General features: G+C 62.1%; 13 protein-coding genes and 1 pseudogene. 4 read left to right on the forward strand and 10 right to left on the reverse strand.

Annotation, left to right across the window (positions count from 1 at the left end):
• Positions 1-256 precede the first annotated feature (256 nt).
• From EN939_RS04920 to EN939_RS04930, 3 genes are all read right to left on the reverse strand, one after another.
• A complete protein-coding gene (locus tag EN939_RS04920) occupies positions 257-1,288 on the reverse strand; it encodes an Hsp33 family molecular chaperone (RefSeq protein ID WP_127267143.1) in 1,032 nt (343 codons plus the stop codon).
• A 110-nt stretch (positions 1,289-1,398) separates the two neighbouring features.
• Positions 1,399-2,310: an ornithine carbamoyltransferase gene (gene argF / locus EN939_RS04925; RefSeq protein WP_127267144.1), complete on the reverse strand. Its 912-nt coding sequence runs from the start codon at positions 2,308-2,310 to the stop codon at positions 1,399-1,401.
• A 17-nt stretch (positions 2,311-2,327) separates the two neighbouring features.
• Complete coding sequence (locus tag EN939_RS04930) at positions 2,328-3,527, reverse strand: aspartate aminotransferase family protein (protein ID WP_127267145.1); 1,200 nt, start codon at positions 3,525-3,527, stop codon at positions 2,328-2,330.
• Between the two features lie 358 nt (positions 3,528-3,885).
• Here EN939_RS04930 and EN939_RS04935 point away from each other — a divergent pair, with 358 nt between their 5' ends.
• Complete coding sequence (locus tag EN939_RS04935) at positions 3,886-4,404, forward strand: GcrA family cell cycle regulator (RefSeq protein WP_127267146.1); 519 nt, start codon at positions 3,886-3,888, stop codon at positions 4,402-4,404.
• 166 nt (positions 4,405-4,570) lie between these two features.
• Here EN939_RS04935 and EN939_RS04940 read toward each other — a convergent pair whose 3' ends face one another.
• The 3 genes from EN939_RS04940 to EN939_RS04950 all read right to left on the reverse strand — a co-directional run bounded on the left by EN939_RS04940 (position 4,571) and on the right by EN939_RS04950 (position 7,775).
• Entirely contained in the window at positions 4,571-5,581 is a 1,011-nt protein-coding gene (locus EN939_RS04940) for a magnesium and cobalt transport protein CorA (protein ID WP_127267147.1), read from the reverse strand.
• Between the two features lie 89 nt (positions 5,582-5,670).
• Entirely contained in the window at positions 5,671-6,396 is a 726-nt protein-coding gene (phoU, locus tag EN939_RS04945) for a phosphate signaling complex protein PhoU (RefSeq protein ID WP_013533646.1), read from the reverse strand.
• A 113-nt stretch (positions 6,397-6,509) separates the two neighbouring features.
• Positions 6,510-7,775 (reverse strand): ATP-binding protein, encoded by a 1,266-nt coding sequence (locus EN939_RS04950; RefSeq protein WP_127267148.1) that lies wholly within the window; start codon positions 7,773-7,775, stop codon positions 6,510-6,512.
• 221 nt (positions 7,776-7,996) lie between these two features.
• Between EN939_RS04950 and ppk2 the strand changes: the two genes are divergently transcribed.
• Positions 7,997-8,905 (forward strand): polyphosphate kinase 2, encoded by a 909-nt coding sequence (gene ppk2, locus EN939_RS04955; RefSeq protein WP_127267149.1) that lies wholly within the window; start codon positions 7,997-7,999, stop codon positions 8,903-8,905.
• A gap of 53 nt (positions 8,906-8,958) precedes the next feature.
• On the opposite strand, the gene EN939_RS04960 is transcribed toward ppk2, so the two are convergent.
• The 3 genes from EN939_RS04960 to EN939_RS04970 form a co-directional block, all read right to left on the reverse strand.
• Entirely contained in the window at positions 8,959-9,708 is a 750-nt protein-coding gene (locus EN939_RS04960) for an enoyl-CoA hydratase-related protein (RefSeq protein ID WP_013533649.1), read from the reverse strand.
• 14 nt (positions 9,709-9,722) lie between these two features.
• A complete protein-coding gene (locus tag EN939_RS04965) occupies positions 9,723-10,361 on the reverse strand; it encodes an acyl-homoserine-lactone synthase (protein WP_013533650.1) in 639 nt (212 codons plus the stop codon).
• A 96-nt stretch (positions 10,362-10,457) separates the two neighbouring features.
• A complete protein-coding gene (locus EN939_RS04970) occupies positions 10,458-11,189 on the reverse strand; it encodes a helix-turn-helix transcriptional regulator (RefSeq protein WP_127267150.1) in 732 nt (243 codons plus the stop codon).
• Between the two features lie 248 nt (positions 11,190-11,437).
• Here EN939_RS04970 and EN939_RS04975 point away from each other — a divergent pair, with 248 nt between their 5' ends.
• Positions 11,438-12,286, forward strand: coding sequence for a transporter substrate-binding domain-containing protein (locus EN939_RS04975; protein ID WP_127267151.1), 849 nt, complete (start codon positions 11,438-11,440; stop codon positions 12,284-12,286).
• A 59-nt stretch (positions 12,287-12,345) separates the two neighbouring features.
• On the opposite strand, the gene EN939_RS04980 is transcribed toward EN939_RS04975, so the two are convergent.
• Entirely contained in the window at positions 12,346-12,753 is a 408-nt protein-coding gene (locus tag EN939_RS04980) for a tellurite resistance TerB family protein (protein WP_256755010.1), read from the reverse strand.
• A gap of 162 nt (positions 12,754-12,915) precedes the next feature.
• On the opposite strand from EN939_RS04980, the pseudogene lysK reads away from it, so the two are divergent.
• Positions 12,916-13,444: pseudogene (gene lysK / locus EN939_RS04985) on the forward strand (lysine--tRNA ligase); the annotation flags it as partial.

Here is a 13,444-nt window from a genome sequence, read left to right on the forward strand (position 1 = left end):
TGACGGTTGTAGCCGGAGGGGCAGCGGGCGACTTCGCCAAGCCTCGGGCCGGATGGCCATCCGGCCCGAGGCTCAATCGCTTCCATCGCACATAATCATCTCGTGCAGATACAAGGGGCGGCGCCGGACTCTCGGATATATTGCGTGCACAACGGCGTACGATTGAGTACGTGCGGCCAGTCGCCGCCGTCTGCGCTGCCCCTCATCCGCCCTTCGGGCACCTTCTCCCCGTAAACGGGGAGAAGGAAAAACCCTGCTACTGCGCCGCGAATTCCGCCGGGTCGAAGTCATATTGCTTCGAGCAGAATTCGCAGGCGACGTGGATGCCACCATCCTCGGTGCTGTCCTTGATCTCCTGCGCGGAAAAACCCTCGAGGATGCCGCGGATCTTGTCCTTGGAGCACGAGCACTGGTCGGCGACCGGGACGCCGCCGAAGACGCGCACGCCATGCTCGTGGAACAGCCTGTAAAGCAGCCGCTCGGCACCGATTGTCGGGTCGATCAGTTCGGTCGGCTCGATCGTGCCGAGCAGCGCCAGCAACTCCTGCCAGGAATTGTCGACCGGGTCGTGGATCTCCTCGCGCGGATCGCCATCGCCACCCGGCAGATCCGGCACGCGCATGCGCTCGGGCGACTGCGGCAGGAACTGCGCCAGGATACCACCGGCGCGCCACTGCTCGCGGGCACCGCCAGGACCGGGCGTCAAAAGCTTGGCCACCGACAGCCTGAGATCGGTCGGGATCTGTTCCGACTGGCGAAAATAGGTGCGTGCCGCATCTTCCAGCGTCTCGCCGTCGAGCTGGACGATACCCTGATAGCGCTGCGTGTGAGCACCCTGGTCGATGGTCAGCGCCAGCACGCCGCTGCCGAGCAGGGTCTGCTGCGAGGTTTCGCCGGCCGCGACCAGCGCTTCCAGCCGGTCGGCGTCAAAACGCGCATAGGCGCGCAATGCCGAGGGCGTGGAAAAATCCGCGACCAGCATGTCGACAGGCCCGTCGGTGCGGGTCTGCAGGATGAACTTGCCCTCGAACTTCAGCGAGGTGCCGAGCAGCACGGTCAGCACACAGGCCTCCGCCAGCAGGCGGGCGACCGGCTCGGGATAATCGTGGCGGCTGAGGATGGCGTCGAGCATCGGCCCGAGTTGGACGGTGCGGCCCCGCACATCGAGCGGGCCGACCTCGAACGGCACGACATGATCGTCGCCGGCATAGCCAAATTCGCCGAGTTTGGGGTGATGTTCAGTCACTTGATAGGTTTCCAACATGACAAAGCTCCAGGGCGCGGCCATGCCGCCCTCCGGGGCGCATGCGTCGAAACGCGCTTGATTTGCGTGATGCGGCGCAAATAGGCATCACACCCCCGCAGATCAAGCTCCCGGGGATCAAGCGCCGAGACACTTCAAGCGCCGAGACACCAGGCAAGCACGGCCTTCTGGGCATGGAGCCGGTTCTCGGCCTCGTCGAAGACCACCGAATGCGGCCCGTCGATGACCTCGTCCGTCACTTCCTCGCCACGATGCGCCGGCAGGCAATGCATGAACAGCGCGTCCGGCTTGGCCTTGGCCATCAGCTTGGCGTTGACCTGATAGGGCGAGAACACGTTGTGGCCGCGGGCGCGATGCTCCTGACCCATCGAGACCCAACAATCCGTGACGATGCAGTCGGCCTGATCGACGGCTTCCTCGGGCGAGCGGGTGAAGTGCAGCTTGCCGCCATGTGCCCGCGACCAGTCGATATGCTTCTGCGCCGGTTCGCTGCCCTCAGGCACGGCGACGTTGAGGTTGAAGCGGAACCGGGCCGAGGCCTCAAGCAAGGAATGCAGCACATTGTTGCCGTCGCCGGTCCAGGCGATGGTCTTGCCGGCGACCGGACCGCGATGTTCCTCGAAGGTCATGATATCGGCCATCAGCTGGCAGGGATGGGTGTCGTCGGTCAATCCGTTGATCACCGGCACGGTGGCGTTCTCGGTCAATTCCAGCAGGCGCTCATGCGAGGTGGTGCGGATCATGATCGCATCGACATAGCGCGACAGCACCTTGGCCGTGTCGGCAATGGTCTCGGAGCGGCCGAGTTGCATCTCGGTGCCGGTCAGCATGATGGTCTCGCCGCCGAGCTGCCGCATGCCGACGTCGAAGGAGACGCGCGTGCGCGTCGACGGCTTGTCGAAGATCATTGCCAGCACCTTGCCTTCAAGCGGTTTGGTGCGCTCGCCGGCCTTGAGGCGCGCCTTTCGCACCACCGCATCGTCCAGCATCAAGCGCAGATCGCCTTCGGAAACGGTGGAAAGATCGGTGAAATGGCGAACTGACATCAGCAATGGTTCCGGGATTACTTCGCCGCGGCGGAAGCGATCGCCTCCGCCAGGCCCTTGGCGCCGGCGCGGATGCGGTTGAGCGCCTCATGGATCTCGGCGTCGGTGACGGTGAGCGGCGGCAACAGGCGAATGACGTTGTCGCCGGCCGGAACCGCCAGCAGGTTCTGGTCGCGCAAGGCCATGTTCACCTTGGTGTTGGGCATGGCGCATTTGAGGCCGAGCATCAGCCCGGCACCCCTGATGTCCTCGATGATTTCGGGAAACTCGTCGGCGACCGACGCCAGCCCCTGCTTCATCAGCAGCGCCTTGCGTTGGACATCTTCGAGGAAGCCGTCTTCCAGCACGACATCGAGCACGGCGTTGCCGACCGCCATGGCCAGCGGGTTGCCGCCGAACGTGGTGCCATGCACGCCAGCGGTCATGCCCACGGCCGCTTCATCCGTGGCGAGGCAGGCGCCCATCGGGAAACCGCCGCCAATACCCTTGGCGATCGCCATGATGTCTGGCGTAACCCCTGACCATTCATGCGCGAACAGCTTGCCGGTACGGCCGATGCCGCACTGGACCTCGTCGAAGATCAACAGCAGGCCGTGCTGTTCGCACAATTGCCTGAGCCGCTTCAGCGATTGCGTCGGCACCGGGCGGATACCGCCCTCGCCCTGCACCGGCTCGATCAGGATGGCGGCCGTCTCCGGCGTGATCGCCTTTTCGGCGGCGTCGATGTCGTCGAAACCGACCTGATCGAAACCTTCGACCTTGGGGCCGAAGCCCTCGAGATATTTGTACTGGCCGCCGGCCGCGATGGTCGCCAGCGTGCGGCCATGGAAGGCGCCTTCGAAGGTGATGACGCGGAAGCGCTCGGGGTGTCCGTTGACGAACTGGTAGCGGCGCGCCGTCTTGATCGCGCATTCCAGCGCCTCGGCGCCGGAATTGGTGAAGAACACCTTGTCGGCGAAGGTGGCGTCGGCCAGCCGCTCGCCAAGCCGGTTCTGCCCGGGGATCTCGTATAGGTTGGAGACATGCCACAGCTTGGCGGCCTGCTCGGTGAGTGCGGCGACCAGATGCGGATGACTGTGGCCCAGCGAATTGACGGCGATGCCGCCGGCAAAGTCGAGATATCGCTCGCCCTTGTCGGTAATCAGCCATGTGCCTTCCCCGTGGTCGAAGGCCAAGGGTGCGCGAGCAAAGGTCTCGTAAAGCGCCGAACCGCTCATTATATGCGTCTCCGGTACCGGAAAATCAAAAAAGCCGCCAAAGCGGCGGCCTGTGCGGCTTATCCTGTTTTTCGGCCATGAAGTCAACGAAAACGTCGCGTAGTGGCGCGCGGCAAGCCTCCCGACGGGACGCCGGCTCATCAGCGACCGGGCAAGTTGGGGAAAACCGAAAAAACCGATTCGTGTTGCACTTGGGACTCTTGTCACCGAGTCAGCGCATAGAGTAGTTGTAGTCGAGAAATAACTAGATTTCGTGCGGCGGACCTAATCACCAGATATATGTGGTGTCTGCCCCGGCAAATGTTGCCGGGTCGGGAGAAGGATTCCGATTGCCGCACGCTTAGAGGAGCGCGGTCTCATGAACTGGACTGACGAGCGGGTAGAACTCTTGAGAAAACTGTGGTCGGAGGGTCTGAGCGCAAGCCAGATTGCTGCGCAGCTTGGAGGGGTCAGCCGCAACGCGGTCATCGGGAAGGTGCATCGGCTGAAACTGTCGGGCCGCGGACGCTCGACCGCCACACCGGCACGCCAGAAGAAGGCAGCGCAAGGATCGACCGTCCAGAAATCGGTATCACGCGCTGCAACCACGGCACGCCATGTCACGACATCGATCGGCGCGACCGCCTTGCAGACGCAGTTCGACGCCGAACCCGTGGCACGCCATTACATCCGTCCGGTTGAGAATGTCGTGCTGCCGATCTCGCGGCATCTGCAGCTGGTCGAACTGACCGAGCGCACCTGCAAATGGCCGAACGGTGACCCGCTTTCAGAGGACTTCCATTTCTGCGGCAACGAAGCCGCCGAAACCGGACCCTACTGCAAATACCACGCCCGCGTGGCGTTCCAGCCGGCATCGGAGCGGCGGCGGAGTCGCTGAGCGAATAGCGAATAGCGAATAGCGAATAGCGAATAGCGAATAGCGAATAGCGAATAGCGAATAGCGAATAGCGAATAGCGAATAGAAACGGCTTGCCTTCCGTCACAGGAAGCAAGCCGTTTTTGTGTTCGCTATTCGCTACTCCCTATTCGCTATTCGCTCTCTTTCACAGCCAACCGTTCTTCCTGAACCGCCAGTAGAGGAACGTGCAGATCACCGCGATCGCGGTCAGCACCACCGGGTAGCCGTACTCCATCTTCAGTTCCGGCATACTGTCGAAGTTCATGCCGTAGATGCCTGCGAGCGCCGTCGGCACCGCCAGGATGGCGGCCCATGAGGCGAGTTTCTTGGTGTTCGCCGTTTCCTGACTCTGGCCGACTAGGAGGCTGGCCTCGAAAGCGAACGCCAGCACTTCGCGCAGGCTGTCGATCTTCTCCTGGACGGTGCGGATGTGGTCGGTCACGTCGCGGAACAGCGGGTGCATGGCGGTATGTATCTGCGGCAGCTCGGCGCTGGTCAGCCGTCGGCAGACTTCGACCAGCGGAAGCGCGGCATTGCGCAGGCGCAGGAGATCGCGGCGCAGCATATAGAGCCGTTCGATGTCGGGAGCGGTCATCGGCTTCAGCAGAACCTTGTCCTCGATCGCCTCGACTTCGTCCTCGATCTGCTCGAGCACCGGCATGTAATTGTCGACGATGAAATCGAGAATGGCATAGAGGACGAAATCCTCACCCTTGGCCAGCGAGTGCGGGCAGCTTTCCCAGTGCTGACGAACGGCGGCATAGGACGTCGAGGGACCGTGCCTGACGCTGACGATGTAGCCTGAGCCGACGAACAAATGGGTCTCGCCGAAAGTGACCCGACCGTCGATCAACTGCGCCGTGCGGGCGACGATGAACAAGGCGTCGCCATATTGCTCGATCTTCGGCCGCTGGTGCGGGTGCTCGGCATCCTCGATCGCCAACTCATGCAGGTGAAACTGCGCCTGGACGCGCAGCAACAGGTTACGGTCGGGCTCCAAAAGGCCGATCCAGACGACATGACCGGATTTCTTTGCCCATTCGCCGGCTTCCTCGATGGGAATGTCGGCGATGCGGCGCCCCGCCGTGTAGACGCCGCAAGCGATAATGCCGGATATCGGCCCAGGCGCCGGGGTCAGGTTCCGAGCATTTTCCATCACGACCTCCCGGAGCAAATCCACGGGCGAGGATAGAGGCAAAGCCCAGAAAGCTTAGCGTAAATCGGGTGACGGTTCGAGAGGCGCGTTCACTTCACCGGCTGCGTCTCGGAAAGACTGATTTTGTCGGTCTTGTCACCCTTGGGCCGCTCAGCCGGCAACTGATCGCCGGTGACGATGTAATAGATGGTCTCAGCGATGTTGGTGGCGTGATCACCGATACGCTCGATGTTCTTGGCGCAAAACAGCAGATGCGTACAGGGCGTGATGTTGCGCGGATCTTCCATCATGTAGGTCAGCAATTCGCGAAACAGCGATGTGTACATGGCGTCGATCTGGTCGTCACGATCGCGCACGAAGCCGATTTTCTCCACCGAGCGAGACGCGTAGACGTCGAGCACTTCCTTGAGCTGGGTCAACGCCAGGTTGGACAGGGCCTCGAGGCCGCGGAACAGGCTGGTCGGCTGGCGTCCGTCGGTGACGGCGACCACCCGCTTGGCAACGTTCTTGGCGAGATCGCCAACCCGTTCGAGGTCGGCGGAGATGCGAATGGTCCCGACGATCTCGCGCAAATCCGCCGCCATCGGCTGACGCTTGGCAATGATGATGATGGCCTTGTCGTCGATTTCGCGCTGGCCCTCGTCCAGTACGGTATCGTCGCGGATGACCTTCTGGGCAAGGCCTGGGTCGGCATTGACGAGAGCGGTGACCGCCTGTTCGACCATGCGCTCGGCATGACCTCCCATCGCGGCGATGCGCTTCGACAGATATTTCAACTCCTCGTCATAAGCGCTGACGATGTGCACGGACTGCATGGCAAAATGCCTTCCCACGGGGTGTTTTGATTTTGAGTCGTTTCCTCGAATCCCCGCTGATACGCTAGCCGGATGACAGAAAAAAGAAACAGTCCCTTTGAATTAGGGCGATATCAGTGAGTCGGCAAATGAACCGAGAATGCCGCGCCGTTGCCGACTTCGGACTTGATCGAAAGCCGGGCGTTGTGGCGCGTCAGTATATGCTTGACGATCGACAGGCCGAGGCCGGTACCCTTCTGGGTCCGGCTGGTCTCGACGTCGACGCGGTAGAAGCGCTCGGTAATGCGCGGAATGTGCTCCTCGGGAATGCCAGGGCCAAAGTCCCTGATCGTCACGTCGATGCCCGGCTCTGATCCGGCATCGCTATGGGCTATGGATACAACCACCCGCCCACCCGACTGCCCGTATTTGCAGGCGTTTTCCAGGAGGTTCTCGAAAACCTGGAAAAGCTCATCGCGATCGCCAGGCACATGAAGCGGCCCATCGGCGTAGTGCCGCTCGATGGCGACGGCGTTTTCGCTGGCCAGCGGTCCGAGCGAGTCGATAACGCTGTCGACTGTCTGCCGCAGATCCACCTCGGTTCCCGGCTTCAGATAGGGTTTCATCTCGAGCCGCGACAGCGACAACAAATCGTCGATCAGACGCGCCATGCGACCGGTCTGGCTCTGCATGATCTGCAGAAACTGGTCGCGCGCCGCCGCGTCGTTGCGGGCTGGCCCGCGCAGCGTTTCGATAAAGCCGGCGATTGAGGCGAGCGGCGTGCGCAGTTCATGGCTGGCATTGGCAATGAAATCGGCGCGCATGCGGTCGATCCGGCGTGCTTCGCTCTGGTCCTTGAACACCAGCACATAGAGATCGGTGGCGTGACCGACCGAGGACACACTCACCCGGTAGGCCCGTTCGACCGGCAGTTTCTCCATGTAGTCGACGACATCGGAGGCGATATCACCAGATAGTACTCCATCCAGCAGGGTTTGCATCTCCGGCGCCCGGAATTTCAACGACAGCGACATGCCTGGCGCGATGCCGCCGAAGGCGGCGAAGGCGGCGGCGTTGGCATGGACGATGGTGGCGGTCCGGTCGAAGATGATCAGCGGATCGGCGACGGCGGCGGCCAGATATTCACCCGAGAGCCGCTGCAGGCCGATGGCCTCGATGGCAGCGCCGCTGCCGGTGGATTGGCGCGCGCCGGCGGTCGGCAGTATTGCCGCTGCAAGCAGCAACAGCAGCGCCGCGGGGACGACATAGGCTGAAATCCCGGCCAAGGCATAAACAGCGAGAACCGCAACGACGCCGGCCGCAAGCAGCCAGCGGCTATTCCACAGCCGTGCGGCCATGGTTTGCGTCATGCCTCTCTGCTCTGTGTCCAGGTCAGCCATTCGCTCGTGGACCTGCCCCCATGTCTTCGCACCCGGTCGCACGGTGGCGGAAAACTTCCACTAGACCGCTTGCCGCATGACCCGAAAATCGGGATCGATTTTCGGAAAGGATCATGCGCAAATTAAAAGTGCTACAGCGTCCTTTGCGCATCCAAACGGACGCGCGGCGCTATAGTGGCTCCCCATAGCATGAGTCCGGAAGCTGGAAAGGGTTCGTCTCGATGAAAAAAGCCAAAGAAAGTCCCGCCGCGCCAACTGCGGGGCCGCTGAAGATCAGGATCGGCGGCAAGGAGAGGGAGTTCGACATCGAAAATCCCGTGCTTCCCGACTGGGTCGAGGACAACAAGCTGACCGCTGGCGGCTATCCCTACGACAAGAAGATGAAAAGCGACGAGTATGACGAGATGCTCGAGAAGCTGCAGATCGAGCTGGTCAAGGCGCAGGCCTGGCTGCAGTCGACCGGCAAACGGGTGATGGCGCTGTTCGAAGGTCGCGATGCTGCAGGCAAGGGCGGCACGATCTTCGTGGTGCGCCAGTACCTCAATCCGCGCACGGCACGCAACGTGGCGCTGACCAAGCCGACCCCGACCGAGCTTGGGCAATGGTACTACCAGCGCTATGTCGACCACTTCCCGACTTCAGGCGAATTCGTCACCTTCGACCGTTCCTGGTACAACCGCGCCGGTGTCGAGCCGGTGATGGGTTTCTGCACCCCGCAGCAGCACGAGCAGTTTCTTGAGGAGACGCCGCATTTCGAGCGGATGATCTCCAACGAGGGCATCCACTTCTTCAAATTCTGGCTGAACATCGGCCGGGAAACGCAGCTCGAGCGCTTCCATGACCGTCGCTACAGCCCGCTGAAGAGCTGGAAATTTTCGCCCATCGACGTTGCAGGCATCACCAAGTGGGACGACTACACCAAGGTGCGCGACACCATGTTCGAGCGCACCCACAAGGAATTCGCGCCGTGGATCATCGTACGGGCCAATGACAAGCGGCGCGCGCGGCTGGCGATCATGCGGCGCATCCTGTCGTCTCTGCCCTATGAGGGGCGCGATCTCGAAATCATCGGCAAGGAAGACAAGAAGATCATCGGCGAAGGGCCGTCATTCCTCGGCAAGCAGGATTGACGCTTCCGCGCCGCGCGGCCTTGGCCGCGCGGCGCGTTCCTTGAGGCTTTCGCTCAGGCCGCGAGCCGGGCGATGCGTTGCAATCGCCGCAGCGTGGTGTCGTCCTGCAGCGCCTGCTGGAAAAGCGAAATCTCCTGATCGATGCGGTCGCAGAGGGCCTCGGTGTTCCCTTTCAGCAGGCCGCGCGTCTGCAGCAGGGCTGCGACCGGCTTCTTGACAAGCTGTCTCGCCCGGCCGAGCGCCGCTTCCTCGACGGTGCCGCCCGGCACGATCTCGGCGACGAGGCCGAGCGCCCTGGCGTCCTCGGCGCGAAGCGTGTCGCCGAGGCAGAAGAAGCGGAAGGCACCGGCATAGCCGAGCTTCTGCGGCGCCAGGATGCTGGTCGCCGCGTCCGGCACCAGGCCGAAATCGACGAACGGCACCCTGAACGTGCTCTCATCGGACGCGATCACCATGTCGCAATGGAACAGGATGGTGCAGCCGACACCGACGGCATCGCCGTCAACGCAGGCAAGGATGGGCTTGGGAAACGTCGCCAGCGTGCGGAACAGGTCGGTGACGGCGGCAATCAGTTTCTGGTGCTTGGTGGCGTCGAGGAATTCGGAGAAGTCGCCGCCCAGACAGAAACAGCCTGCCAGGCCGCGCAGCACGACGACGCGAACCTCCTCATTGTCGGCGGCTTCATGGAAGGTCCTTGCCAGGCTTTCATAGGCTCTCCTGTCCAGCACCGGCCGGCCGTCACTCGACGACACGGTGACGACCAGCGTGTGGTTGCGAAGTTCAGGTTGCGGGTGTGTGCTCATGGCTGTCTCCGATCTCATGACGCACGCCTTTGCCCGAGCATGTCGGGATATCCCCTGGCCAGCACGGGAGCAAAATGATTGCGGCGCGACCGCACCACATCGAGTGTGTGTTCGTTGAAGGTCAGCAAGGTGGCGACGACCTGCTGGTTGCCATAGGTGCGCTGATAGCCCAGCGGGGTCGCCAGGAAATGCAGCTGCAAGGCGCGCAGCACCCACATCGGCTCGAACTCGATGATCACCTTGTCGACGCCGCGCTTCAGCCCCCACTCGACGAAACCGGCAATCAGTTCGGTGCCGACGGTCGAAACGCCGCGACGGCCGTCACGAAAACCGGGAGCCACCGCGTAGCGGGTCAATTCCCAGATGTTTGGACCCGATGGCGGCGTTCCTTCGGAAAGATCGGTCAAGACCTCGGTCAGCAGATGTGGGCGCGTCGTCGGCAACATCCTCTGATAACCCGCCACTTCACCGCCTCTGATGACGATCTGATGGACCGCCTCGTCGTGATCGAACTGGTCGAGTTCGAGCCCGTCGGGCCGCCTGAGGTCATCCCACCCCATCTCTTCGACGAATATCTTGTAGCGCAAACGATGGACGGCCTCCCAAAGGTCGGGACGTTCCATCAATTCCTGGGTTGTAAGGGAAAAAAGCATTCCGCCGTCTCCTGCGTTCAGAGGAAGATACGGCCGTGCTTTGATGAGAAAATTGCGTGATCGCGTAGGCAAAAATTCCAGGTCGGCACGGCCGACCTAACTAATGTAGCCGCGCCGTATCGCTTCCGCGACGGCCTGCACCCTGTTGACGGCACCTAGTTTGCTTTTGGCGTTAAGAAGATGTTTCTCCGACGTGTGTTCGGAAATGCCGAGGATTTGCGAAATCTCCCATTCGGACTTGCCGACGGCGGCCCATTGCAGGCATTCGCGCTCGCGCGGCGTCAGCACGATATGATCGATGGTGTTGCTCGCCATGGTGTGGAGTTGCATGGCGCGGCCAACCGCATAGGTCGAGACCAGCGACACCTGGCCAAATTCGGCGGCGGACAATTCCACAGCCTCGCCGCCGAGCGACACCATGACGATCTGGCCGTCAAGCGTGATCAACGGAAAGGCCAATCCATCACGCAGTTTGAAGGCGCCGGCATCGCCCATCACCTCGCCGCTGCTCTTGTCTATGCGGATGCCCTGCGACGCCTCGTGCCACTGGAAGGGCGCCTGCAACTGTTTCATATGGCTGACGACCGGGTCATGATCGACATAGTTGCGCGCGACATAGCGCTCCAGCCATTCGCCCGGCCAATCGCAGAGAAGCACATGCTGCTTTTGCTGGCCGGCCGGCGTGCCTGGCTGCGGTACGGTTCCCGCCATCAGCGCGGTGAGGCCGAAATCCGATGTTATGCCCAGCAGCCTTTCACAGACCGCCGCCGCCGTTGCGGCGTGCTGCAGTTGGTCTATGTATTCCAGCGTGCGATCGAACTGACCCATCGCAACATCAACCCCATGTTGCCTCGTGCATTGCGGCCAATGATGCGTGCCTGATTTACACTTCGCCACCGACCACGGATTGCAAATCGCATACTTATTTTGTGGCTTCCCTCACCGAGGCGGCCGAAGCTGATTTGCAAACCGGCTAAATCATATCCTGAAATCGGCGGGTTGAAATCAAAAACCATTGTGCCTGTACCATTTTCGTACCAAAACCGGTGCGAGCACGACTGTGGCGGAGTTTTATCTTGGCGTTCCGGTGGAGGTCCTTCGCCCTTGCGATGCTGATCGGCTTGCTGTCGTTCGCCGACGGCGCGCGCGCCGCGGCGCCTCAGGTTCCGGTGCTGTGGGATGCCAAGGAGCGGCTGCCCAAGCCAGACCTTTCGACGCTGCCCCGGCTGAGGTTCCTGACCACCACGGACTTCCCGCCCTTCAACTTCCTTGACGGCGCGGGAAAGCTGTCCGGCTTCCATATCGATCTGGCACGCGCCATCTGCGCCGAGCTTGGCATTGTCGAAAAATGCCAGATCCAGGCCCTGCCCTGGGCCGAGCTGGAAGGCGCACTGCGGAAAGGCGAAGGCGAGGCGATCATCGCCGGCATCGCCGCAACACCGGAATCGCGCGCGACCTACGCCTTCTCACGCTCCTATCTGCAGTTTCCAGCGCGCTTCATCATGCCGAAAGGCAAGGCGCTGACCGAGCCCATCTTTGACAAATTGCACGGCAAGCGTGTCGGCGTAATATCAGGCTCGGCGCATGAACGCATGCTGCGCGACTATTTCAACACGGTTCAGGTCGTCCCTTTCGACAGGCCGGAGGACCTCTATGCCGATCTCAAGGCCGGCAAGGTCGACGCCGCCTTCGGCGACGGCATGCGCCTGGCCTTCTGGCTGGGCGGCTCGGACGCGGCGGGCTGCTGCCGCTTTGCCGGCGGGCCCTATCTGGCGCCTGAATATCTGGGCTCGGGCATGGCCATTGCCACCAAAGCGGACAATCCGGCGCTGGCCGCCGCGATCGATTACGCGCTGCAGGAGATTTCGATGAAAGGCACGTTCGCCGAATTTTATCTGCGCTATTTCCCGGTCAGCTTTTTCTGATCCGGTTCCGGTCGGCTTTGCCGGCCTGACCTGAACCTCAACAGCGCCCGGCCAAGAACTCAGGTCAGCGTGCGCAGCCGCGCCTTGGCCGCGCGGCCGATGGCAGCAACCGTCAGCGTGTCGAGATCGAGCTGACGCCGGATCAGCTGCAGCACCCGCACCTCTTCCATGCGCATTTCGAGGTCGACGGCGGCAACCTCGAAGGCGGCGGCATAGGCGGTGTCGCGCAGCCGCTCAGGCAAGACCTCGGCGACTTCAGCCAGCACACCCTCCAGCCCGTCCTTTTCGTGCAGGCGCTTCTGGCAGTCCTGGGCAACGCCGACCAGCCTGTCGCGGTTGAAGTCCTCGAACACCGGCCAGGAGCGGACGACCTCGCCGATCCGCGCCAGTTCGACATCGGTCATGTCGCGGTCCGAGGCCGAGGTGATGACCATCAGATAGATCAGGGCTTCATGAGGTGTCGGCAATTTTTTCTCCTTGAACCGGGCCTCGAAGTTAGGAACGCCCGTTCTGCACCGCAAGGAAAAAGCGCCGCACGCGTTGACGCTCCGGCGCTGCACGCCTAGAGACCGGTTGAAAACCTTGCCGCGGCCCGCCTTCGGGCCGGCAAATGATTTGGAAACTGTGACATGGCGGGATCAAACATCATCGATCTCAACCCCGAACTGTTGGCGGCCGCGACCGAAAGCAAGGCGTGGCCCTTCGAAGAGGCCAAAAAGATCATCGAGCGCTACAAAGGCGCCGACTTCCCGCAAACAATCCTGTTCGAGACCGGCTACGGGCCGTCCGGCCTGCCGCATATCGGCACGTTCGGCGAAGTGGCGCGGACGTCGATGGTGCGCCATGCTTTCCGCGTCCTGACGCAGGATAAGGTCGCGACCAAGCTGCTGTGCTTTTCCGACGATATGGACGGCATGCGCAAGATACCCGACAGCGTGCCGGACCGCGCCGCACTCGAGCCTCATCTGCACAAGCCGCTGTCGTCGGTCCCCAACCCCTTCGGCGGCGACTATGCGAGCTTCGCCGACCACAACAACGCGATGCTTTGCCGCTTCCTCGACACGTTCGGCTTCGACTACGAGTTCGCCAGCGCGACGCAATACTACAAGTCCGGCCGTTTCGATGCGATGCTCAAGCGCGCCGCCGAACGCTATGAGC

This window comes from Mesorhizobium sp. M7A.F.Ca.CA.002.05.1.1 (genome assembly GCF_003998335.1).
GTDB lineage: Bacteria > Pseudomonadota > Alphaproteobacteria > Rhizobiales > Rhizobiaceae > Mesorhizobium.